Here is a 22,789-nt window from a genome sequence, read left to right on the forward strand (position 1 = left end):
CTCCGGTACCCTGTATGATACATACGCGCACCGCAGGGGAACGATTCATGGTTTCGTTTGCGCGTTCGGGTTCGGCGTCCCGTACAGCCCGATGGCGCGGTCGTACGCGTCGAACATTTGCCGGGCGATCGGCGCCGCTCCCCGGCCGCCAAACCGGCCCTCCGGCACGACGACGGCGACGGCCAGCTTCGGCTTGTCGGCCGGCGCGTAGGCGATGAAGACGGCGTTGTCGATGTCTTTGCCCGCGACCGACTGCGTCGACGTCCCCGTCTTGATCGCGACGCGGTACGGGACGTCGCGGAACCCCTCGGCGCTGACGAGCTCCATCCCTTTTTGCAGCACGTTCCAGTAGGCGTCGGGGAACTTCTCCTCGTTCAGCACTTCGGGACCGAACTCGCGAACGGGCTGGTCGTCGTACGTCGTAATTTTCTCGACGAGCTGCGGCTTCAGCCGTTTGCCCCGGTTGGCCAGCATCGCCGTATACTGGACGAGCTGCAGCGGCGTATATTTGCCGAGCTGTCCCCACGTCGCGCGGACGAGCGCCGCTTGCGGGCTGTACCGTTTCGCGGTGTCGAGGTAGTCCTTGAAGCCGGGCGATTCGCCGGGGAGGCCGCTTCCGGTCGGGACGCCCAAACCGAATTTCTCCATATATATATCCCACAATTCGACGCCTTCCATCCCTTGCCGGAAATAAAGCCGGTTGCCGATGTTCGCCATGTACGTGTTCGACGAATACTGGATCGCCTGGTAGGCGGTAATCGGGCCGTTCCGCTTCTGATCGGAGTTGGTCAGCCGCTCCTTGTTGTCTTTGCCGAAGTAAAAAATGCCGGTATCGTCGTATACTTCGTTCGCAGTGATCAGCCCTTCGTTCAGCCCGATCAATACGGTGAGCGGCTTCATCGTCGAGCCCAGGTAGACGAGCGACGTCGGATGCTTGTTCAGCTCCTTCTGGTCCGCGTAGGGCGGGCGCACCTCGCTGATCGTGCCGTTGCGGATGAAATATTGATTGGCCTCGTAATAATCGGGATTCATCCCGCCGTACCACCGGTTCGGATCGTAATCCGGATAGCTCGCCATCGCGACGACCTTGCCCGTATCGACCTCCATCGCGACCGCATACCCGGTAATCGCGTTCGGCGCGTACGTCCACGAATCTCTGGCCGGGCTGCGGATATACTCGAGATGCGACTTGATCGCTTCCTCCGTCGCCAGCTGGACGTCCTTGTCGATCGTCAAAAACAGGTTGTTGCCCTTGTCCGGTCGAGTCAGCTGGACGGGGCCGACGATGCTGCCCATGACGTCGGTCGGGTATGTCTTCACCCCGTTTTTGCCGCGCAGCTCCTCCTGATACATGAGCTCGATGCCGTCGAACCCGACGTACTCGTTATCGAGATATTTCTCCGTCGGATCGGTCGACTTGAGCTTGTCGCGGTAAAACTTCAACCCGCTCTCCTCGTTGCGCGCGGCCGAAAACTTCTTCAAATAGCCGACCAGCTGGACGGCGATCGTCTTCTCGTTGTACTGCCGAATGCTCTCCTCCTGGATGTCGACGCCCTTGAACTCGTCGCGGCTCCACGAGAAAAACGCGATCTCCTCCGGCGTCAAATCACCCTTCAGCCGGCGCGGCACCGAGTAATAGCTCGGCTTCTTCGTCTCGTTTCCGTCCAAGCCGTAGCCCACGTCCATCGCCAAAATCGTCTCCTCGGCGGTCGGCTGCGGCTTCGCGGGGTCGCCGTACTTCCGGAACGCCTCGGCCAGCCGGTGCGCAAGCGCGATGACCTCTTCCTTCTTCTCCCCCGGCTCGGCGGTATAGTACAGCGATTGGGTCGACACCGACGTCGCGAGCGGATACCCCGTCCGGTCGAAAATGTTGCCGCGGATCGGCGGGATGGCGTGCGGGGTCATCGTATTCCGCGCCTCGTCCTCGGCGTACTGCGCTCCGTTGACGATTTGGAGCGTGGCCAGCCTCACGATCAGGATCGCGAACAGCAAAAACGTGCAAAAGAAAAAAAAGTTAAGCCGGAACGCGAAATGTTTCCGGCGCACATGCTCCGGCTTCTCTTCCGATTTCCGTTTGATAACGAATCTCACTGGCGACTGCACTCCTTGCTTTTCCTATTTCCCAAATAATAGGACGCCGCCCCTCCGCGAAAAGTTCAATCCTAACGAAAAACCCGTCTCGAACGTCCGCGGGCGAACCGCCGGCTCGAAACGGGTTGAAGCATCAAGGCGAAGCGGGAACGAGCCCCGCGTTCGGGTTCGGCGTTCCGGTCAAGCCGATGGCGCGGTCGTACGCGTCGAAAATTTTGCGCGCGATCGGCGCGGCGCCATACGAGCCGAAGCCGCCCTCCGGCACGACGACGGCGACCGCGAGCTTCGGCTTCTGGGCCGGCGCGTACGCGATGAAGACGGCGTTGTCGACGTCCTTGCCGGCGACGCTCTGGGTCGACGTCCCCGTCTTCGTCGCCACGGTGTACGGGAAGCCGTCGAAGCCGGATTTGTTGACCTGTTCCATCCCTCTTTGCACCGCGTCCCAATATTCTTTCGGGAAATTGACTTCGTTCAGCACGACCGGCCCCGGCTCCTTCAATAGCTGGCCGTCGTACGTCTCGAAACGGCCGACGAACTGCGGCTTCAGCCGCTTGCCGCGGTTCGCGAGCATGGCGGTATACTGCACGAGCTGCAGCGGCGTATAGCGCCCCATCTGCCCCCAGGACGCCCGAGCGAGCGCCGATTGCGAGCTCGCTTTCTCGGCTTCGTGGAAGTAGTCGACGACGCCCTTGCTTTCGCCGAGCAGGCCGCTCTCCGTCAAGACGCCGAGGCCGAATTGCTTCATGTACGAGTCCCACGTGTTCAATCCGTTTTGGCGCCCGTACAGACGCAGACCGATCATATCGGTCATGTACGTGTTGGACGAATGGGCGATCGCGCTGATCGCATTGAGCGGCCCCCATGCCCGGCTGTCCGAGTTGCTGATCTTCGTCTTGTCCTTCCCGAACGTCGTCGAGCCGGAATCGTAATACGTTTCGTTGACCGAGATGAGCTTCTCCTGCAGCCCGATCAGCACGGTCAGCGGCTTGATCGTCGAGCCGAGGTAGACGAGCGAGGAAGGATGCTTCGCCCGTTCTTTCGGATCCGGCCAGTTGGCCGGCACGTCGCTGATCGCCCCGTTGCGGTAGTACAACAGGATGCTGTTCCATTCGTCGTCCGTCAGCCCGCCGTACCAGACGCTCGGATCGTAGTCCGGCATGCTGGCCATCGCCACGACGTTGCCGGTATCGACCTCCATCGCCACCGCGTAGCCCGTTGTCGCGTTGGGCGCATACGTATACCGGTCGCGCGCAGGGTTCTTTATATACTCCAAATGCGACATGATCGCTTCCTGAGCCGTAAGCTGTACGTCCTTGTCGATCGTCAAATAGAGGTTCTGGCCTTTCTCCGGCCGCGTCAGCGTCACGCCGCCGACGATTTTGCCTTCGGCGTTGACCGGGTAGCTCTTCACCCCGTTTTTGCCGCGCAGCTCCTCCTGGTACATGTACTCGATGCCGTCGAAGCCGACGTATTCGTTGTCGAGATATTTTTCCGTCGGATCGGTGGACTTCGCCTTCTCCTGGTAAAACTTCAAGCCGTTCGTATTGCGCGCACCGGAAAACTGCTTCAAATAACCGGTCAGCTGCACCGCGACCCGCTTGTCGTTGTTGTACTGGCGGATGCTTTCCTCCTGGATGTCGATGCCCTTCAATTCGTCGCGATACCAGGAAAAGTAGGCGATTTCCTCCTGCGTCAAGTCTCCCTTGATTTTGCGGGGGACGGAAAAGTAGCTTGGATCTTTCGTCTTGTTCTTGTTCAAGTCGTACCCGACGTCCATCAGCTTGATGATTTCCTCCGCCTTGAGCGCCGCCTCCGGCTTGCCGTACTTCGCGAACGCCTGCTCCAGCTTCCGGGCGAGCTCGATGACGGTATCTTTGTTTTTGTTGCCGGGCTCCACCGTGTAGTAGAGCGATTGGGTCGAGACGGACGTCGCGATCGGATAGTTGTCGCGGGTGAAAATGTTGCCGCGAATCGGCGGAATGGCGTGCGACATGATCGTATTGCTGGACTCCTCCTCGGAGTACCGCTTGCCTTCCACGAACTGCAGCAGCGCGAGCCGGACGATAAGAATGGAGAACAGTAGAAACGTGCAGAAGAAGAAAAAGTTCAGCCGGAACGAGAAATGCCGGCGTCGGATCAGCTCTTGCTTGGCGGGGTCTTCCATGTGCACGGCGGAAATTGCCCTCCTCTACCCTAGTTGTCTCAACGTGGTGATGCCTTCTCCGGTCAGGTGCGGGTACCGCTTGATCTTGACCGCGCGGATGCCCGCTTCGTTCGGCGCCCAGACGTCGTTCTTGTCGTGGTCGCCGACGTACAGCACTTCGTCCGGACGAAGCCCCGCCCGATCGAGCGCGAGCCGGAAAATGTCCGGATTCGGCTTCTCCAGGCCGACCTCGGTCGAGACGACGACCGGATCGAAATAATGCAGAATCGATTTATGGCGCAAAATATCGGGGAGCGTCGGCGCGAAATTCGAGACGATGCCGAGCCGATAGCCGGAAGCGGACAGCCGTTCCAGCGTTTCGACGACGTCGTCGAACAGCTCGTAAGCGTCCGGCGACGTGTACAGGTCGTACAGCTCGTGGCTCCACCGGTGAATGATCTCTTCCTCCGCATGCTCGCGCGCGCCGAGTCCCGTCAAGACGTGACGGTACAGGTCGACCCAGAAGGCGCGGTCCGATTCCGGCGAGCACCGCTCGTCGCCCTGCACGGGCTTGCCATAGTACAGCGTACGGAACGCTTCGTCGATCCGTTCGCCGATTCGCTCCTCCTCGCGATGAAAATCCCGCTCGGCCAAAAACCGCCGCATGATGCCCCGCGCTCCCGGAATCGTCAGCAGCGTATCGCCGGCATCGAAAAAGACGGCTTTGCAGCCGTGTAAAGGGACCGTTATCATGTATAAAGCTCCTTGCCTTCTAGTATAAGGTATGCATGGCTTATCCTTATTATTGTACCATATTTACAGCCGCCGATGCTCGAAAGTTGGGCCGTTTCCGGAATGGAAAACGGCTCCTGCCGAAAGACCGTTTCGCCGACGCCAGACGGCTTCCAACGTATCCTGCCGTCGCCCCAAGCTTTCGCCCAATAAGACGACAAAAAAGACGTTCCCCGGCGGCTTCTCGTGCCGCGGAAAACGTCCGGCAAACCGGACGGGCGTCGGCGATTCCGCTCGCCCGACTCCTCCCTTGTTACGCGTCGCGGATATGCGTCTTGTCGAAGCCGGGCGGGTCGAACCAGTTGCCCCCGCTCGACACCCACGTCGAATCGAGCGGCACCCACTCGCCGCGCTCGGCCAAGTACACTTCGTTCCATGCATGCGGACCGTAGCCTCCCCGGCCGTCGTAGCCGAGCCCCGTCACGACCTTGACGTCGAGCCCGACCGTGCGGGCCATGACCGCATACAGGCGCGAATAGTCGATGCACACCCCTTTGCGCGTCGCGAACGTATCCTCCGGCGTCTGCTCCTTCCAAATCCGCTTCGTCTCGTACAGCTCGACCTTGTCCCAATCGTACTGCACGCGGGTGCCGACCCATTGGTACAGCGCCCTCGCCTTCGCCTCGTCGTCCTCTTTCCCGGCGGCGATCTGCTTCGCCGCTTCGGCGATGTCGTCCGGGACGCGGGCGTCGATCACTTCGTACTTGCGCTGCAAAATATGCTGGAACTCCTGCCCGACCGCTTCGGCGAAGACGGGCAGCCGCTTCTCCAGCAAATCGCCGCCGACCGGCTCGATGACCTGCGTCGCCCCCTGCATGTACAGCCCCGAAGCCTGCACGTATTTCGCGAACGGCGATTCGGGGAACAGCGCCGTATAGACGAACAGACAAGCGATGATCAACAACGCTCGTCCGACGCCGATCAGCGAGCCGATCGCTCCGCCGATGCCGCTGCTCATCCACGACTTCCGGCCCGAGCCCGGACCGGAAGGCCGGCTCCATAGCCCGGTCGCCGCAGCGACCGCCATCCCCAGCCGATACAGCGTCACCCTGCACAGCGAGTACGCGACGACGAACACCGTTCCGAACCGAAGCAGCGGGAAATCGCGGACAGCGGTGACGAACGTGTAGTACATTTGCTTGAAAAAGCCGATCTCCTCGTTCGGAATCGCGATTTGCTTGGCGATCAGCCACGATTCGAGCGCGGGCGACAGCGCCTCCGCCAGCTTCCAGGCCGCGACGACGCCGACGACTGTGGACGCCCCTTCCGCCGCGAACTGGACGAACCGTTGGGCGGAGCCGGACGCGCCGCGGAAGGCCCCTTGGACGACGGAGGCGAGCACCGTGCAGACGAGAACGAGCGAGACGAGGTTGACGGACATCGATTGGACGAGCCACCCATAATCGGCCATTCGGTCATTCCTCCCTTACGTTCCCAGTATGAACGGAACCCGGCATCGTTTAACCGTTCGTTTTGGCGGCTTCGATTCCTTTTTTGAGCGCCTCGTCGAGCGAAAATTCCGCGGACACGCCGGCGATCGTAATTTTCACCTTGTCCGAGCCGGCCTTCCCGTCCAGCCGGATATTCCCGGACGTGACGGTATATGTGCCGTCGCCGTTGTCCTTGAACTTCGCGTCCTTGCCGGCCAGCCCTTGGACGGCTTTCTCCTTCAAATCCCCGACCGCTTCCTTGGCGATCGTCGCCACGTCTTTCAGCTTGTCGGTATACGTCGAGCCGTAATAGATCAAACCGGCGACGATCGCGAGAACGATGACCCACTTCACGACGGTTTTGACGATTTTGATAACGACGAACAACACGACGAGCGCTACGACGACCACGAGCCAGCGGTCCTGCAAAAATGCGGTAAGCTGATCCATCCTTCGATTCATCCTTTCGACACTATCGATTATCCCGATCCGGCTGCGATGCCGCCTCATGCTTAGCTTATCACACGGAGCGTCTCCGGCAAACCGTCTTCCTTCGGACGGCGGGCCATTCGTGACATTTTCGCGGCGAAGTCATATCCGGTCGGACAGACACGTACAAGTTAGGGAGTAGCCGGAACGCGCGGCGAATCCGGTTTGGGACCTTGCGCGCGCCTGCCGGTTATGACGAGCGTTTTCGAAGGGGGTTGCCGATGAAGACGGCCATTTGGCTCTATTTGTTCATGTTCGTCGCGTTTTTCGATTTGCACGCCCAATATCCGATTTTGACGCCGTTCGCCATTTCGCTGGGGGCCGCCCCGATGTTCATCGGCTGGATGATGGGCGTCTATTCGATCACCCATCTGCCCGGCAACGTGCTCGCCGGCTTTTGGGTCGACCGGTACGGCAGCAAACCGTTCATCACGTTAAGCTTGATGCTTGCCGGCGTGCTGCTCCTGTTCCAATCCGGCGTCGACAATCCGTGGCAGCTGCTCGTCATCCGCTCGATCAGCGGCTTCGTGCTCGCCTTCCTGTCGCCGGCCTGTCTCGCCATGCTCGCCAAGCTGGGCCGGACGCGCAGCCACCAAGGCAAGCTGATGGCCGGCAACGGCCTCGTCCATACGCTCGCGTCCGTCGTCTCGCCGGCGGCGGGCGCCCTGCTGGTCGCCAAATTCGGCTTCACCGCCTCGTTCACCGTGCTCGGCTGGGCGCTGATCGTCATCGGCGCGTTATCGATCGTGTTCATCCGCGACATCCGGACGCCGGCCGCTTCGGCGGGCGGATCGCTCCCGCACGTTCATCCCCATGCCGTCCGGCTTCCGGCCGACGGGACCGGAGCGCGGGACGGGAGCGCGCGCGGCATCCCATGGCTGTTTTACGGCGTGCCGCTCGCCCTCGCCTGCTCGCAAGGCATTTTGTTTTTCGAGCTGCCGCTCATGAAAGCATCCATGCAGTCGCTGCTGACGTCCGGCCTTCTGTTCTCGATGGTCAGCCTCGGCGCTTTATTCACGCTCAGCCTGCTGTTCCTGCACCGGTATTCGCCGTTCATGCGGACGGCGCTCGGAGCGCTCGGCCTGGCGCTCGCCTTTTTCGGCTTGGCGGTCGGCTGGCCGATCCCGCTCGCCGCCTCGCTGTTTCTGATCGGCATGGCGAAGGGCGTCATCTTCCCGGCCATGGCGACGCTTTTGGCCAGCGTGTCGGCCGCGAACCGGTACGGGCGGGTTTTCTCGCTATTGTCCGTGTCGTCGTCCATCGGCGCATTCATCGGACCGATCGTCGCCGGACAGCTGCGCCACGCCGTGTCGCCCTACTTCATCGCGTTCGTCGTGCTCATGGCCGCGCTCGTCCTGCTCGCACCGGGCAAATTCCGCACCGCGGACGTCCCGCCCGCGACGGGCTCCTAGTCACCCACCCATTTTGCCCGGAATGGGTATGCGCACAGGCCATACGCCCGCCCTGACAATAGGATATATCGTCACATGACAAATCCTCTTATCGGCGAAGGAGTGAATGATACATGTCTCATCATTGCGAGCCTTGCGGCGCAGGCGCAGGTTATTTCTTCACCTCGACGGGCATCATCCTCGTGCTTTACATTTTGCTGGTCATCGTTCTGCGTTCCGGATGGATTTAAGCTTGAGACGCGGTATGGGAAAGCCGTCGCATCGAAGCGGCGGCTTTTTCGCGTTCGCGTATCCGGTTTACTTTTAACGGGCTTAACGATTCGCCCCGTTTCGACAGCGGCTCCGAAAGCCCTCGCATAACCGCACGTCCGGCCACTCCGCTTCGACATTTCCCGGGAAATCCGTCATCCGCCGACTTGTTTGTCGGATCCGCGTTTGGCTATACTGGTGAAAACGACAATGGGTTCGAAACGTCTTGCCGGGGGTGTCGACATGTCGATCGCAATCGTTGTGGAAGGGAAAAACGACAAAAGCAGGCTGCGCAGGCTGCTGTCCGACGAAATATTGATTTTGTGCACGAACGGCACGCTGAACACCGAGAAGCTGGAGCGGATCAAGAAGCAAATCGGGGACCGGGACGTCTATTTGTTTACGGACAACGACCCCTCGGGCAAACGGATTCGCGGCGTACTGCGCGACGCTTTCCCCGACGCCGAGCAAATCTATACGAGGCGGGGTTACGCCGGCGTGGAAGGAACGCCGGAAGAATATGTGATCCAGCAGCTGGAGAAAGCCGGGCTCGACGAATATATCCGTTATCCGGAGCCGGGACCGCCGATGCCGGAGAAACAACGTTTCTAATACAAAAGCCCATCCGCCGCGTGACGGATGGGCTCGGCTTGCCGGGAACGTTCCGAGAGAACGATGAAACGACTAACGGGACGACTCACCCCACGAACTGGATCAAATAAATGACCAGCGTGACGGTAAAGATGCTGAACACGGTCGACGAAAACACGGCCTGCGACGAAAACTCCGGCTCGTTGTCGAATTCGACGGCCAGCAGCACGCTGCTGAGCGACGTCGGGACGGCGCACGACAGGATGAGCGCTTTGGCCATGTCGCCGTGGAAGCCGAGCGTCCAGACGATGAAAAAGCCCAGCAGCGGCCCGACGCAAAGCCGGAGCACGTTGGAGATGGCGACGTCGCGCAGCTTCAGCTCCCACTTCATCGTGCCGAGCTGGACGCCGAGCGTCGTCAGCGCCGTCGCGATAAAGCCTTTGGCGATATAATCGATCGAGATGTAGGCCGGATGCGGAACCGGTATATGGAAGCCGCGCATGATCAGGGCAACCGGAATGACGTAGATGACCGGCATCGACAAAATCGTCTTCATCGTATCCTTCAGCTTCTGCTTGTGCGCGTTGACCGAATAAACGCCGTACGTATTCGGAATGAGGCTCTGCATCATCATGACGATGATCTGGATCGACAGCGTGAACGGATCGTTCACGAAGACGAGCTGGTTGAGCGGGATGGCGTAGTTGGCGCTATTGTAGAACAAGACGCTGTTGCGCATCGCCGGCCGCATCCCGCCCTTGTACCCGCGCAGCCGGATGACGATTTCGACAACGGCCGTCAATGCGAAGAAAAAGACGAAAAAGAACAGAAGCACTTGCCCCATCACTTTGAACGAAAGCTCCGACTCGTACAGCATCTGGAACATGATCGCCGGCGAGAATAAGTAGAAGTTCAGCTTCGACAGAGTCTTGATATCCAGGTGAAACGCCCGCTGCAGGACGATGCCGAGCGCGATCAGTAAGCTCAGCGGCACGACGTTGTTCAATAAGATGTATACGAAATACGACACGTCCCGCGCCACCCCGCTTCCTTATTCGTTGGCCAGCCGCTCCACTTCGTTCACCACGAGCTTGTAGCTCAGCTTGCCTTCGGACGCCAAAATGTATTTGCGCAGGTTGCCCGCCCGGTCGACCAGGGCGACCGAGTTCGTATGGATGAAGTTGTTGTTGTTATCCTTCATGACGCTGACGCCGTACTTCAGCGCCAAGTCGATGACGGCTTTCGATTCCCCGCGCAAAAACTTCCAGCCTTGCGGATCGGCCTCGAAGCGCGCCGAATATTTTTTCAACTGCTCCGCCGTATCCCGCTCGGGGTCGAAGCTGATCGAATAGATGACGGCGTCCTTGCCCAGCAGGCCGCTCTTCTTCAGCTCCTGCTGCACTTTCGACAGCTCGTACGTCGTCGGCTGACAGACGTCCGGACACGTCGACCAGAAGAAGTAGACGAGCCGCACTTTCCCGCTATCGTCGCTCAGCCCCGTCATTTGGCCGTCGATATTTTCAAGCTTGAAATCTTGCGCCTGCTTGATGACCGGCAGCTTCTCCCCGCTCCCCGACCGGAACCACCAGCCGGCCGCCGCCGCGACGATGACGGCCGCCACCAACACTTTGAACCAATGCTTTTGCCAAAATACGCTCACCTTAGCTCCCCCAATTCCTTTAATGCCGTTAATTGTCCAAAAAAAGAACAAGCCCACGGAGTTCGAATCCATGGAAACTTGTTCCGGTCATCCGCCGTCCGGTCGTACCTCGGGTGGATCGTATACCGATCGGCTCCTCGCCGGCCTTACTAGCCGGCGAGGTTCGTGTCGATGATCATGATGATAAACAAGATCGGCAAGTAGTTGATCGAGAAGACGAACATCCGCTTCGCCCAGTTGTCGTCGTCGTTCGTCCGGAAGCCGGCCAAGCCGAGAAACGTCCAAGCCAGTCCGAGGGCGATCGCCGCGATCAAATAAATTTCGCCGACGTAGCCGTACGCGTACATGAGCAGCGATACCGGCACGAGCATGACGAGAAAACGGATCATGTGCATCTTGGTCACTTCGTTGCCGCGCACGACCGGCAGAAGCGGAAAGCCCGCGGCCCGGTACTCTTCCTTGCGCCGCATGCCGAGCGCCCAAAAATGCGGCGGCTGCCAAAAGAACAAGATGCCGAACAGCACCCAGGCGCCCATGTCGAGCTCTCCGGTAATGGCGCAATAGCCGATAACGGGAGGCATCGAGCCGGATATGCCGCCGATCGTCGTGCTGAGCGGCGAAGTCCGCTTCAGCCAAGCGGTGTAGACGAGCACGTAGACGAGCAGCCCTACGACGCCGAGCAGCGCGGTCAGCGGGTTAACGAGCAGGCACAGGACGGAGAGTCCGATCGCGCCGAGCGCGATGCCGTACCAGAACACCACCTTCGGCTGCAGGACGCCGGTCGGCAGCGCGCGTTTGCGCGTCCGGGTCATTTTCTGATCCATATCGCGGTCGAGATAGTTGTTCAAGACCGTTCCGGAAGCCATGACGAGCAGCGTGCCGAGCATCGCCCACGCCATGAGGACCGCATTGAAATCTTCGCCCGAGTTGCCCCAGGCGACCCAATACCCGCCGAAGGCGGTAATGATGTTGGAGAACAAAATACCCGGCTTCGCCAAGTATACGAAATCTTTCCATGTCGCTTTGCGGGCGGCGGGAACGGCCTCCTGCCGATCTTCCATGCCGACGGCCGCATCGGCGTCGAGTTGTTTGTCCATGCTGGCAAACCTCCTGAACGAATCCTTCTAACGCCCGGTGGGCGTCGTTCCACCTTATCATAGCAACCGGGACTTGTTTTGACAACAAACGGCGGCCGAATTCATAATTTTGTCGATTCTCCAGTCACCAATCGGGCTGCCGCCCAATACACTGTACTGTAGGTTTCAGCCCATCCGCCGGCGGAACGGGGCGACGAAAGCCAGCTCTTCAAGAATGAACCGATAATCGAGGAGGACCTAACCGACCATGATGAACATGAACCCTTACAACCCGGGCGCATCCGCGCCGCAGTACAATTTCCCGACATCCGGAACGGGCGTTCCGGGCTATGCGCCGGGGGCGGGAGCCACTACCGGCCAATTCCCCGGAGGTGCCGGCATGGGAGGCGGCATCGGAGGCGGCATGCCGGGCTACTCGCCATCCGGCGTACCGGGCTTTGCGCCGTCCGGCGTGCCTGGCGGACCGTCGATCGGCGGCGGGCAAGTCGGCGGCGTGCCGGTATCGCCTTCGACGCCGGGCATGCTGCCGGTTGAAGAATCGTTCATCGAGAACATTCTCCGGCTGAATCTGGGCAAAATGGCTACCATTTATATGACGTTCGAAAACAACAGCGAATGGAACGCGAAAATTTTCCGCGGCGTGCTCGAGGCGGCCGGTCGAGACCATATCATTATAAGCGATCCGAAAACCGGCGTACGGTACTTGCTCCTCATGGTGAATCTGGACTACGTCACGTTCGACGAAGAGCTTCAATATACGTATCCGTATCCGTACCGTTAAACATTCCCTAAAACAGGAAAGCGATACGTCCCCGCACGCGGGAAACGTATCGCTTTTTTTTCGTGCGACCAACGGAATCGGTCACACGCCGGCCGGCGCGGCCGCCCGTTCGTACGACAGCAGCACGCCGAGATTGCCGCGCGGATCGCTCACGATCCGCTCGTAGGCGGACGGCGCGTCCTCGATCGGCACGGTGCACGAAATCATGGAGCCGACCGATACGCGGCCTTCGGCCAGCAGACGAATATATTCGCCCATGTTGCGCCCTTCCGTCCAGCGGACGTAGCCGATCGGGTAATCGACGCCGTTCCGCTCGTAAACCGGATCGTATCGGCCCGGTCCGCCGGCGCGCGAGATGACGACCTGCGCTTCTTTGGCGAACAGCTTCTCGCGGGAAAACTCGGTCTTCACGTCGCCGACGATGACGACCTTCCCCCGGTCCCGCAGCCAGCCGAGCGCCTGATCGATCAGCCCGCCGGCTTTGCCGCCGGCGCAGACGAACACCGCGTCCGCTCCCGCCCCGTCCGACCGGTCGCGAATCGCCTCCGCGAGCTCCTCCGGGCTCGAGCAAGCGACGCCCGCGCCGCTCGCACGGAGCCGTTCGCACCGCTCCGGAAGCAGATCGAAGCCGATGACGCGGAAGCCCGCGGCGCTGGCGATCTGGCACAGCAGCTGCCCGAGAATGCCGAGCCCGACGATGACCGCCGTCTCGCCGAACCGGAGATCCGATTGGCGCAGCGCATGGATCGCGATCGCTCCTTGGGCGACGAACGCCGCTTCGCGAATGTCGACATGATCCGGAATCGGCACCGCCAAATGCTTCGGCACGGCGATCGTCTCCGCATGGCGGACGAACGGGGCCCCGTAGCAGGCGACCCGTTGGCCGACCTGGAGGGAATCGACGTTCGCCCCGACCTCCCGGACGATGCCGGCCGCGCTGTAGCCGAGCGGGATGGCGTCCTCCGTTTTTTTGCTGTTATCGATAATGAGCATTTCCGTCCCCGGGCTGATGGCGGAATAGACCGTTTCGACGATGACGGATTGATCGGATAATGACGGCTTGGGCAGATCGAGCGTAGCGACGACGCCCTTGCGGGTAGTTACCGTTTTCATGCTGTCCACTCCTCGGTTTGGTTCAAGATATGAACCAGAGGCAAACGGTTCATCGCCGGCACCCTTTCGACAAAAAGCGTGCGGTTGGCGGAATAACCTTTCATCGTCCGATAATGACGGCTCTTCCAACGTCGCTTCCGACTCTCGACCATCTGGTTCATATCTTGTATAATACTTCTCATTATAGAGTCGGGACGATCGGGCCGTCAACTTCTCATTCGCGCCGAATGCCGCTATAATGGGTACGAACCGACATCTTGCCGGATACGATCGACCGGACTACCTTCGGAGGGTTCCCGCATGACCGACAAACCGAAACGAACGACGTTCCGAACCCGGATGGACGACATGATCGCATCGCTTCGCGACGATATCGGCATGGGCCGATACGCGCCGGGCGATTTTTTGCCGTCCGAATTCCATCTGATCGAGCGGTTCCGGCTCAGCAAAAACTCGGTTCGCAAAGGACTGGAGCGTCTCGTCGAGCAAGGCTTGATCGAGAAAGTGCCGCGCGTCGGCACCCGCGTCGTCCGGTCCGGCGCACCGACCCGCGTGACGATCAAGCTGGGCTACTTCGCGACGCTGATCGACGACGCGAGCCTGCTCGCGCTGATCGACCGCTTTCACCGGACCGAACCGAACGTTGCCGTACAGCCGGTCCCTCTCCCTTCTTACCGGCACCCGGCCGAGCTGGCCGACTTCTTGAGCCGGGAGCCGATCGACGTGTTCACCGTCAACGTACCGATGTTCGAGGATTTGTCCGACGTCGCCCCGATCGCGGAGCTGCTGGAGCCGCTCGGGCGCCTCGACGGCGTTTACCCGTTTTTATATCGCCCGTTCTCGGAGCGCGGGGAGCTTTACGTGCAGCCGTTCGTCTTTTCCCCGCTCGTGCTCGGGTACAATCAATCGCATTTCGCGCAAGCCGGCCTCCAGGAGCCGGACAGCGGCTGGACGTGGCACGACGTGTCCGAAGCGGCGAAGCGGCTGTCCGAGCGGGGCCATATCGGCTTCTACATGCATTATTTGTCGGTCAACCGTTGGCCGCTATTCATGCTGCAAAACCGGACGACGTTCGAGCGCGCCGCGGACGGGCGTCTCGTCTTCGACCGCGACCGGTTCCGCCGGGCGAACGGACTCGGCGCCGCCCTGATGGCCGGGCAAAACGTCGCCTCCGCCTTCTTGTCCGAGAAGGACGCCGACGCGGAGATGCTGTTCCGGCAGCAGAAGGTGTCGATGATCGTGTCGAGCTACTTCAGCCTGAATGCGCTCCGAGACTCCGCTCTCGACTACGACATCGCCCCGCTTCCCTACGACGGGGAAGCCGCGACGCTGCTTCTTCCGATCGGCTTCGGCATCCATAAGCACGGGGGCCGGAAGCACGCGGCCAAGGCGTTCGTCGACTACTGCCTGAGCGAGGAGGCGCAGGTGCTCGTCCGCCGGACGACGCTCAGCATCCCGGCGCTCAAGCGGGCCGCCGAATGGACGGGCGACGAGGGCTTGAACCGGCCTTCGCGGTTTTTCCTGTACCGCGACATCGTCCCGACGTTCCGCCAGTACGCGGATATCGGCATCCGGTACCGCGAGCTGGAGCGGATGCGCGCGGAGCTGAAGCTGTACTGGGCCGGGCTCGACGACATCGATACGGTTTGCGACCGGATCGAGGCGATCGGCGCCGAAGCGCCGCCGGCGGGCGAGGCGTGACGGATCTATTGGATTTCGTCCAATAGATCCGCGCGTACGGCGCTCGACAATCGCTTCGGTTGGATTTTATCCAACGCTTTGGCGTTTTCCGATCCGTATTCGGCTCCGACGGGGAAATCCGTCGGATCACATCCAATGGACGACGAGCTCCTCTCCCGCCGCGACGAAACGAATCCCGCCCGTTGCGCCTAACGCGCATGAACGGGCGGGATTTTCGTTTTCTACTATTAAAGGGCCGGCACTTTGGCGAAATGGTTCGCCACTTTGCGAATCGCCCGGACGATATCCTCGACGTCCTGCTCGGTATAGAACTCGTTCACGCCGAACCGGATCGCCGTCTCCAATATCGCCTCCGCGTTCGGGCAATCCCCCTCGTTATACGTAATCCCCGTCAAGTCGAACGGGAAATGGCTGCCGAGGTACGCCTGCCGCTTCTGGAACAGCGGCTGCATGTACATGACCGTCGCGATGTAGCCCGGCGTATTCGGGATGCCTTCCGCCGCCAGCGCCTCGCTGAATTCCTTGCGCGTGCACGTCAGCTTCGATTCGTCGATGCGCATCATGTAGAACCAATACGTGCTCTCGTTGCCGGCCTCCACCTTGTGCGGCTCGATGCCGGGCAAGCCGCTGATGCCCGCCGTAATCCGGTCGCCGTACCGGCGTCGGGTTTCGCAAATCCACGGCAGCTTCTTCAGCTGCGCGATGCCGACCGCGCCCTGCAGCTCGGTCATCCGGTAGTTCGGCGCGACATAATGCAAATCTTTCATGACGGTATCGCCGAACCGCTTGAAGTTTTTGTCCGCGAACGCGTGCGTCGTCAAGAAATCCTGCTCGTCGCCGGAGTTGACCGTGACGATGCCGCCGTCGCCGGTCGAGATGTGCTTGAAATCGTTCGTGCTGAAGCAGCCGTAATCGCCGATCGTACCGGCAAGCCGCCCTTTGTATTTCGTCAAATAGCTTTGCGCGCAGTCCTCGATCACCTTCACGTTATGCTTCCGCGCGACCGCCATGATCGCATCCATGTCGGCCGGGTTGCCCGCCAAATGAACGACCAGAATCGCCTTCGTCCGCGGCGTGATGCGGGATTCGATCGATGCCGGGTCCATGTTGTACGTATTCGGATCGAGGTCGGCGAACACCGGAATGGCGTTCTGGTACAAAATGCCGATCAGCGTCCCTTGGTCCGTGATCGGACTCGTGATGACCTCGTCCCCGACGGAGACGCCAGCCGCGCCGAGCGCGACATGGATCGAGGCCGTCCCCGACGTCGTCGCGACGCTGTACTTCACCCCGTACAGCTCGTTGAAATCGCTCAGAAACTTTTTCACTTTGCCGCCGAAATGATAGAACAGCGTATTTTGCTCCAGCGCCTCCAGCAGCTCCTTCGCCTCGTCCAGCCCGAACCGGCGGCCCGTCCCGAACGGCGTCGTCTTCGTCTTCGGTCCCCCGTGAATCGCCAACGTCTCTTGACTCATCTCGCGATACGCTCCTTTTGCCCGTTTGCGTTCATTATAAAATCGCACGTAACCGGTTACGCGCCATTTCGTGAAGGAAAACAGGCCAAAAATTTGCTACAATGGGGGCAACGGAAACGATCGGCGCGGCATGCGAGGAGCGAGGAACGCGATGACCCATTTTCCCATATTCCAGGACAGTCTGCGGTTGAATACGTTCAAAAAAGGCGAGCTGCCGCTGTTCATTACCCATTATCCCGTCCGCAGCAGCTACCCGAACCATCATCACGAATTTGTGGAAATATCGCTCGTCACCGAAGGGCAAGGAACGGAAATCGTGAACGGAGCGGAGCATCGGCTGAAGCCCGGCAGCATCTGCCTGCTGCTCCCGTACCATCTGCACGCCTTGAAGCTGGACGAGGGGAAGCCGCTGCACAAGTTTTGCTGCATGTTCGACATGAACGTGCTGTTCCAGTCGGACTTCGCCGAGGTCGGCCGGTGGCTCGTGAAGCTGTCCGACGATACGGCGCCGTTCTACGATCTCCCGGCCGGCCCGTTCGAGGCGCTGCGATCCGTTCTGTTCGCGCTCGAAGCGGAGTACGGCTCCGAGTCGCCGGGCAAGGCGGGCTTCATGCGGATCAAGCTGTTGGAAGCGATTTATTTGTACTTCCGCAACCATCCGGGATTCGCCGCCTTCGACCCGCCCGCCGCCTCCCGGCCCGGCGAATGGGACATCGTGAAGTACGTCAATACGCATTTTCTCGACGAATCGATCTCGCTCGAGGAGGTCGCGGCCCGGTTCGGCGTCAGCGTCTTCGCCGTTCGCGGCGCGTTCAAGCGGCTGCTCGGCAAAAACTTTCTCGAATATTTGCACCTGCTGCGCGTCCGCCGGGCGACGAGCCTGCTGACCGCCACCGATATGTCGGTAGCCGAAATCGCCTACGACGTCGGCTTCTCCTCTCTACGCTCGTTCACACGCGTCTTCAAGGAGGCGACCGGCGTCAGCGCCACGGACTACCGGAAACGTCACAACGAACGATGAGAGGCTGGCGACAGCCTCGCCAAGCGCGATAAGGGGAAGCCGCTTGAAACGGCTTCCCCTCTTTCGCTTGCGTTACGGCTGCGGGGCGACGAGCTTGATCGGCTTGAAGTCGGCCGGATTCCATACCGAGCCGCCCGCCCAGCCGTACAGGCCGAGGCCGAGACCGGTCCGGTGATAGTTCCGGAACAGGAGGCCCATGATCGTCGTATCCGTAGTCGGCGTGACGTTCAGCGTGCTGAACGGGATCGCCTGAATGACGTTCCACCGGTCGCTCTTGATTTCGGCGGCCGATTCCCATACGCCGTTCCAGGCGGCGGTTTGCTCCGGCCCTTTGTAATCGAGATTGAGCGCCTTCGGGTTCGTCATGAACGCGTAGTAGGCGTTGCTTCCGCTCGTGCCGTCGGACAAGTACGTCTCGACCGAATCGTCCTTGCCGCTCAGCCACCATTCGTTCGGCGCCGTGTCGCTGGCGATGATCTTCGTAACGTCCGGGTCGAAGTTCTCGTACCCGACATATAAATACTGGTCGTCCCACAGCAAGTACACTTTCGTCAGAACGGCGGGCAGCTGCCGCGAAAGCATATCTTTGAAGTACGTAACCGGCGTCTCGACCTTCGTCCAAGGACCGGCGGCGAAATCGAGCGAGCTCATGATCTGCTGCTTCGTGTACGTCGTCTTCACGGCGTTCGCGGAGACGTTGACCGAATCGCCGGCGATCGCCACCATCCGCTCGAACGTCTCCTTGATCGGACGAATCCGCTCCTTCGCCTGCGCGTCCGCCAAGGCGTACGCCTCGTCGAGCGCCTGCTGCGCCGCGTCCTTGATGCCCGCTACGAGGACGTATTGGCGGACAAGCGTTTCCCCGCTCGTCGCCCAGCTTTGCTGCGCCTCGTCGTATTGCCAGCCCTGCTCGATCAAGTCGTAGTAGCGGGCCATCGGCTCGGCCGCCGCCCCGTACGCTTTCGCGATAAATTCCGCCTTCAGCGCCTCGATGTCTTCGTCCGGGTTCCAGAACAGCTTGTTGAACAGCCAATATTGGAGCGCATTGACGCCCCACGCCTCGTTCCCCGCATCGACGGTCGTTTCCGGCAGTACGCCGAGAATGCCCAGCTCGCGGTAATATCGCATATCCGCCTGAACCTTCTCCGCGATCGGACGTTCGTAGGCGCTCGAAGGGAAGCTTCCGTAATAATTGTACACGACGATGTTTTTCGTCTTCTGCGCCCACGCCTTCAGCTTCTCGTTGTACGCATAGTTCGGGTTGCTGGCGTCCGTCGTGTTGATCGGCTTCCGTGCGTCCTCATACAGCGGCGCGTAGACGATGACGATGTTGTCTTCCAGCTCGAGCTTCGGCGGCGTGTCCGTGAACGTATAAGCGTAAGAGACCACTTTCGCGTCCGGGTAAGCCGTCTTTACTTCCCGGGCCACCTTGTTCAGGAAGGCGAAGAAGACGGTCGACCGGTAAGCCGGGTCGTCAGGCTGCACGACAACGCCATCCTCCGTGACGAAAGGCTGCTCGCTAAGCTCGCCCTGATTGAAGTTGGAGTTATCGTTGATGCCGATGCCGATATATTCGGCTCCCGTGCGGGCGATCAAATCTTTCGCCCGTCCCGCGATGACGCCGGGGACGTCGGGGTGGTAAAAGTTGATCTGCGTCGAATCCGAAAGCGGCACATATTTGCCGTCCTTCATGTTGTAATAGTCCGGATGGGCCGCGAAATATTCGTCATTCGGCAGCCAGAAGGACAGGTTGTGGCCGAGCATGACCGGCGTCAGGCCGGTCGCCTCGAACCGGCTCCACAGCAGCCGATTGCCGGGCTCCGCCATTTTGGCGTTGTTTTTGTTGCGGGCCAGCATCACTTCGGTGGCGTAGTCCCCGTGTCCTTCGCCGTTCGCCCCGCTGCCGGTCGTCATCCAGCCGCGCACCTTCAAAGGCGACTTCTCGGCGTAGTTCGTCTTGCTCAAAGCAATGGTCGATTGCGGCTCGAACAACGTGCCCGTCCCGGACGCCCGCGTCCACAAGACGCCGGCGTTTTCCTCGAGGAAGTCGTAGACGCCGTTCAGCACGCCCCTTGGCTCGTCTCCCGCGATATAGACTTTTTTCCCGGATTTATGGACCGCAAACCCGTCGGAGCCTTCCAAATAACCGGCATAGTCGGCGTATACGTCCAAGGTGACGGACAGCCGGTCCGTCGTCGTCAGGACGATCCGCAGACGGTCGTCGGCCGGGCCGGTCGGCACGACGGGAGGCGGACCGGACGGACCGTCGGCTCCGGTCTCCACCTCGACGAGCGAGATGTCGTCGATCAAGAGCGACTGGGCGTTGTCGGTATGGGAGAAGACGAGCCAGTTGAACTCGTACGTCGTGTCCGCCCGCTGTACGTACGTCATTTCGTAACGCTGCCAAGACGTCGTCACGTTAACCGTTTGCGCATACGTCGCCTTCGTCGTGCTCGGCGCGACCATTTCGCGCACTTGCATTTGCGCCGTCCCGGATTTGGAGCCTTTCATCCAGGCGGAAAGCTTGTACGTTTTCCCCGGCTGCAGGACGATCGACTGAGTCGTCCGCACAGTTCCCCTTTTCAGCTGCAGCGCGCTGATCCCGCTGTGCGCGTCCGTGCTGGGCGCGCTCGTCGTCGAATACCAGCCGTCCTTGATCGACAGCTCGAAGCCGGGGTTGATCAGCAAATTCCGGTTCAGCTCGATCGAGAGCTTGAGCGGGTCCGCCGGAACGCCGTCGACGGTAGGCTGGAGCAGCAGCTCGTAGACGCCGTCCGGCGTCGAGGACGGCACGTACACCGATCCGGTGACGCTGCCCGCTTGCTTCCGCCCGAGCGAGAAGCCCGGATTCAGGGCGACGTCGAACGGGTTGCCGGGAACCGGCGCGACGTAGACGGCTTTCGTAACCCCGGTATTGTTGACGAAGTCGACGGAAAACGGATAATTGCCGCTTTTCCGCAGCTTCAGCTCGCTTTGCTGCAAATAGACGCTGGTTGCCCCGGCATCGAGATCGCCGCGGTAGATCGGCAGCTCGGCGCCGCCGACCGCCTTCAGCGTGCTCTGCAGCTCTTGCGCCGCGTACAGCTCCATGTCGGAAGCGTCGGGCGATACGATAATATCCGCGCGCGGCGTACCGTTGTCGATAAGCAGCGCGTCCTTATCCGAGCCTTTCCCGGGTTTGTCCGGCTTGCCCGGCTTATCCGGTTTGTCCGGCTTGCCGGGCTTATCCGGTTTGCCGGGCTTGTCGGGCTTCTTGCCCGCCGTATCGAACGCGATGTTACCGCTTACATTTTTTGGTGTTCTTTCCTCGCCATAGGCGGCTTGGCCGGTGGGCATGGCGATGGCGGCGGCCAGCAGGCAGACGGCGATCGCCCGCGACCATAATCGTCCCGCTTTCATGAATGATCATCCTCCGTTTCGTGGATTATCCGAACGTTGCGGCCTTTCGGCATGCCGGATTACCGGGGCGTTCCGGTTTTCAGAATCGGAAATGCGGCCCTCCCTTCTTTTTTTACTCGTGTAAACAAAAGACGATTTTACTATAAACAAATCGACGGCCGCTTGACAACCGTTTTTTTCGTTTTGAAGCAAATAATTTACTGGTGTAAATTTCATGCCGCGCCGTTCGCTTGACATTGCGGGCGCCCCCCGATATCGTGAAGGTACACGAACTTCGAGGGAGAATCCGCATGGTTACGAGAGACGATGTGGCCAGACGCGCCGGCGTATCCGTCGCCGTCGTATCTTACGTCATCAACAATAAGGCGGTCGTGAAGGAAGCGACCCGGCAAAAGGTGCTGCAGGCGATCCGGGAGCTCGGGTACAACCCGAACTTGACGGCGCGCAGCCTGAAAACGAAACGAACGAACCAAATCGGGGTGCTGTTCAACAACATCGGCAACTCGTTCGAAACGGGGATCGCCCTCGGACTGGAGCAGAAGGCGCGCGAATACGGGCAATCGCTCATTTTCCAAACGTTCGCTCCCGAGGAAGAGGACAATTTGAAAATGATATTCATGGGCCGGACGGATGCGATCATCGCGTTCGGACAAAGCTTGAAGACGGAGACGGTCGACCATTTCGCAAAAGTGGGCGTCCCCCTCTTCTCGATCATGACGCCGGAGCTTCGCCACGAGTCGGTGCCGTTCGTCGACATCGACTGGCTGGCGGCTTACGGCAAGCTGGCCGACCACCTCGCCGGTCTCGGCCATAAGCGGATCGGCTTCATGGGCAACCGGTTGCGCGAAAAGCATCACGACGTCCGCCTCCGTTTCCTCCGCCGGGCGCTCGAAGCCCGCGGGCTCGAGTTTCGCGACGAGTGGCTGCTGCGCGGTACCTTCGGCACGCTGGAATCGGCCTATGACGCGATGTCCAACCGGTTGGCCGAAGGGGACGAGCTGCCGTTCACCGCGATCGTCTGCGCGAACGACCTAATGGCGATCGGCGTGCTGTCCGCCTGCCGGGACCGCGGCTTGTCCGTTCCGGATCGGCTGTCGATCGCCTCCAGCGAAGATATTTTGATGGCGAGCCATACGTCTCCCGCCATCACGACGATCCATTACCCCCGGCGCAGAATCGGCTACGCCACCGTGGACGCGATCGTAGCGCATTTGAAAAACGGGACTCCGCTCGAGAGCTTCGCGGCGGATTACGAGATCGTCATTCGGCAATCGACCGGACGAGCCCGCGACTAAGGCGGGTCTTGTCACAAAAATGACAACATTGCGGCATAAAAGTGTCGGTT

The 22,789-nt window shown here is 60.5% G+C and carries 18 protein-coding genes; 7 read left to right on the top strand and 11 right to left on the bottom strand.

Translation table 11 applies throughout. The features are described 5' to 3' along the window. Positions 1–45: 45 nt before the first annotated feature. The 5 genes from DLM86_RS15845 to DLM86_RS15865 all read right to left on the bottom strand — a co-directional run bounded on the left by DLM86_RS15845 (position 46) and on the right by DLM86_RS15865 (position 6,906). Positions 46–2,091, bottom strand: coding sequence for a peptidoglycan D,D-transpeptidase FtsI family protein (locus DLM86_RS15845; protein ID WP_245954613.1), 2,046 nt, complete (start codon positions 2,089–2,091; stop codon positions 46–48). A gap of 133 nt (positions 2,092–2,224) precedes the next feature. Next, complete coding sequence (locus tag DLM86_RS15850) at positions 2,225–4,255, bottom strand: peptidoglycan D,D-transpeptidase FtsI family protein (protein ID WP_110841002.1); 2,031 nt, start codon at positions 4,253–4,255, stop codon at positions 2,225–2,227. Between the two features lie 24 nt (positions 4,256–4,279). Continuing rightward, positions 4,280–4,987, bottom strand: coding sequence for an HAD-IA family hydrolase (locus DLM86_RS15855; protein WP_110841003.1), 708 nt, complete (start codon positions 4,985–4,987; stop codon positions 4,280–4,282). 292 nt (positions 4,988–5,279) lie between these two features. Then, a complete protein-coding gene (locus tag DLM86_RS15860; protein WP_211326539.1) occupies positions 5,280–6,437 on the bottom strand; it encodes a transglutaminase domain-containing protein in 1,158 nt (385 codons plus the stop codon). Positions 6,438–6,486: 49 nt separating this feature from the next. Then, entirely contained in the window at positions 6,487–6,906 is a 420-nt protein-coding gene (locus tag DLM86_RS15865; RefSeq protein ID WP_110841004.1) for a hypothetical protein, read from the bottom strand. A gap of 260 nt (positions 6,907–7,166) precedes the next feature. Between DLM86_RS15865 and DLM86_RS15870 the strand changes: the two genes are divergently transcribed. From DLM86_RS15870 to DLM86_RS15875, 3 genes are all read left to right on the top strand, one after another. Then, positions 7,167–8,357 carry an MFS transporter gene (locus DLM86_RS15870; RefSeq protein ID WP_110841005.1) on the top strand — a complete coding sequence of 397 codons (1,191 nt, stop codon included), beginning with the start codon at positions 7,167–7,169 and terminating at the stop codon, positions 8,355–8,357. 113 nt (positions 8,358–8,470) lie between these two features. Next, positions 8,471–8,587, top strand: coding sequence for a YjcZ family sporulation protein (locus DLM86_RS32485; RefSeq protein WP_211326540.1), 117 nt, complete (start codon positions 8,471–8,473; stop codon positions 8,585–8,587). A gap of 262 nt (positions 8,588–8,849) precedes the next feature. After that, complete coding sequence (locus DLM86_RS15875; RefSeq protein ID WP_110841006.1) at positions 8,850–9,218, top strand: ribonuclease M5; 369 nt, start codon at positions 8,850–8,852, stop codon at positions 9,216–9,218. A gap of 85 nt (positions 9,219–9,303) precedes the next feature. Here DLM86_RS15875 and DLM86_RS15880 read toward each other — a convergent pair whose 3' ends face one another. The 3 genes from DLM86_RS15880 to cyoE all read right to left on the bottom strand — a co-directional run bounded on the left by DLM86_RS15880 (position 9,304) and on the right by cyoE (position 11,954). Continuing rightward, a complete protein-coding gene (locus tag DLM86_RS15880; RefSeq protein ID WP_110841070.1) occupies positions 9,304–10,227 on the bottom strand; it encodes an AEC family transporter in 924 nt (307 codons plus the stop codon). A 21-nt stretch (positions 10,228–10,248) separates the two neighbouring features. Next, a complete protein-coding gene (locus tag DLM86_RS15885) occupies positions 10,249–10,857 on the bottom strand; it encodes an SCO family protein (RefSeq protein ID WP_158289492.1) in 609 nt (202 codons plus the stop codon). A gap of 149 nt (positions 10,858–11,006) precedes the next feature. Next, positions 11,007–11,954 carry a heme o synthase gene (cyoE, locus tag DLM86_RS15890; RefSeq protein WP_110841008.1) on the bottom strand — a complete coding sequence of 316 codons (948 nt, stop codon included), beginning with the start codon at positions 11,952–11,954 and terminating at the stop codon, positions 11,007–11,009. Between the two features lie 250 nt (positions 11,955–12,204). On the opposite strand from cyoE, the gene gerQ reads away from it, so the two are divergent. After that, on the top strand, positions 12,205–12,735 hold the full coding sequence (gene gerQ, locus DLM86_RS15895) for a spore coat protein GerQ (protein WP_425453972.1): 531 nt from the start codon (positions 12,205–12,207) through the stop codon (positions 12,733–12,735). Between the two features lie 81 nt (positions 12,736–12,816). Here the strand turns inward: gerQ and DLM86_RS15900 are convergent, their stop codons facing one another. Then, on the bottom strand, positions 12,817–13,848 hold the full coding sequence (locus tag DLM86_RS15900; protein ID WP_110841009.1) for a zinc-dependent alcohol dehydrogenase: 1,032 nt from the start codon (positions 13,846–13,848) through the stop codon (positions 12,817–12,819). Between the two features lie 300 nt (positions 13,849–14,148). Between DLM86_RS15900 and DLM86_RS15905 the strand changes: the two genes are divergently transcribed. Continuing rightward, positions 14,149–15,549, top strand: a complete 1,401-nt coding sequence (locus tag DLM86_RS15905; protein ID WP_110841010.1) for an extracellular solute-binding protein — start codon at positions 14,149–14,151, stop codon at positions 15,547–15,549. Between the two features lie 227 nt (positions 15,550–15,776). On the opposite strand, the gene DLM86_RS15910 is transcribed toward DLM86_RS15905, so the two are convergent. Continuing rightward, a complete protein-coding gene (locus DLM86_RS15910) occupies positions 15,777–17,024 on the bottom strand; it encodes a DegT/DnrJ/EryC1/StrS family aminotransferase (protein WP_110841011.1) in 1,248 nt (415 codons plus the stop codon). Between the two features lie 151 nt (positions 17,025–17,175). Between DLM86_RS15910 and DLM86_RS15915 the strand changes: the two genes are divergently transcribed. Then, a complete protein-coding gene (locus DLM86_RS15915) occupies positions 17,176–18,045 on the top strand; it encodes a helix-turn-helix transcriptional regulator (protein WP_158289493.1) in 870 nt (289 codons plus the stop codon). Between the two features lie 72 nt (positions 18,046–18,117). On the opposite strand, the gene DLM86_RS15920 is transcribed toward DLM86_RS15915, so the two are convergent. Continuing rightward, positions 18,118–21,444 (bottom strand): DUF4838 domain-containing protein, encoded by a 3,327-nt coding sequence (locus DLM86_RS15920; protein ID WP_211326541.1) that lies wholly within the window; start codon positions 21,442–21,444, stop codon positions 18,118–18,120. Positions 21,445–21,734: 290 nt separating this feature from the next. On the opposite strand from DLM86_RS15920, the gene DLM86_RS15930 reads away from it, so the two are divergent. Then, positions 21,735–22,739, top strand: a complete 1,005-nt coding sequence (locus DLM86_RS15930; RefSeq protein ID WP_110841015.1) for a LacI family DNA-binding transcriptional regulator — start codon at positions 21,735–21,737, stop codon at positions 22,737–22,739. Positions 22,740–22,789 lie beyond the last annotated feature (50 nt).

This window comes from Paenibacillus flagellatus (genome assembly GCF_003217775.1).
Classification (GTDB): Bacteria; Bacillota; Bacilli; order Paenibacillales; family NBRC-103111; genus Paenibacillus_AB; species Paenibacillus_AB flagellatus.

What these genes read in the sequence shown, in the direction of transcription:
- DLM86_RS15915 (WP_158289493.1), top strand. Translation starts at nt 17,176, where the DNA reads ATGACCCATTTTCCCATATTCCAGGACAGTCTGCGGTTGAATACGTTC.
- DLM86_RS15860 (WP_211326539.1), bottom strand. Translation starts at nt 6,437, where the DNA reads ATGGCCGATTATGGGTGGCTCGTCCAATCGATGTCCGTCAACCTCGTC.
- cyoE (WP_110841008.1), bottom strand. Translation starts at nt 11,954, where the DNA reads ATGGACAAACAACTCGACGCCGATGCGGCCGTCGGCATGGAAGATCGG.
- DLM86_RS15875 (WP_110841006.1), top strand. Translation starts at nt 8,850, where the DNA reads ATGTCGATCGCAATCGTTGTGGAAGGGAAAAACGACAAAAGCAGGCTG.
- DLM86_RS15900 (WP_110841009.1), bottom strand. Translation starts at nt 13,848, where the DNA reads ATGAAAACGGTAACTACCCGCAAGGGCGTCGTCGCTACGCTCGATCTG.
- DLM86_RS15855 (WP_110841003.1), bottom strand. Translation starts at nt 4,987, where the DNA reads ATGATAACGGTCCCTTTACACGGCTGCAAAGCCGTCTTTTTCGATGCC.
- DLM86_RS15930 (WP_110841015.1), top strand. Translation starts at nt 21,735, where the DNA reads ATGGTTACGAGAGACGATGTGGCCAGACGCGCCGGCGTATCCGTCGCC.
- DLM86_RS32485 (WP_211326540.1), top strand. Translation starts at nt 8,471, where the DNA reads ATGTCTCATCATTGCGAGCCTTGCGGCGCAGGCGCAGGTTATTTCTTC.
- DLM86_RS15905 (WP_110841010.1), top strand. Translation starts at nt 14,149, where the DNA reads ATGACCGACAAACCGAAACGAACGACGTTCCGAACCCGGATGGACGAC.
- DLM86_RS15920 (WP_211326541.1), bottom strand. Translation starts at nt 21,444, where the DNA reads ATGAAAGCGGGACGATTATGGTCGCGGGCGATCGCCGTCTGCCTGCTG.
- gerQ (WP_425453972.1), top strand. Translation starts at nt 12,205, where the DNA reads ATGAACATGAACCCTTACAACCCGGGCGCATCCGCGCCGCAGTACAAT.
- DLM86_RS15910 (WP_110841011.1), bottom strand. Translation starts at nt 17,024, where the DNA reads ATGAGTCAAGAGACGTTGGCGATTCACGGGGGACCGAAGACGAAGACG.
- DLM86_RS15850 (WP_110841002.1), bottom strand. Translation starts at nt 4,255, where the DNA reads ATGGAAGACCCCGCCAAGCAAGAGCTGATCCGACGCCGGCATTTCTCG.
- DLM86_RS15870 (WP_110841005.1), top strand. Translation starts at nt 7,167, where the DNA reads ATGAAGACGGCCATTTGGCTCTATTTGTTCATGTTCGTCGCGTTTTTC.
- DLM86_RS15865 (WP_110841004.1), bottom strand. Translation starts at nt 6,906, where the DNA reads ATGGATCAGCTTACCGCATTTTTGCAGGACCGCTGGCTCGTGGTCGTC.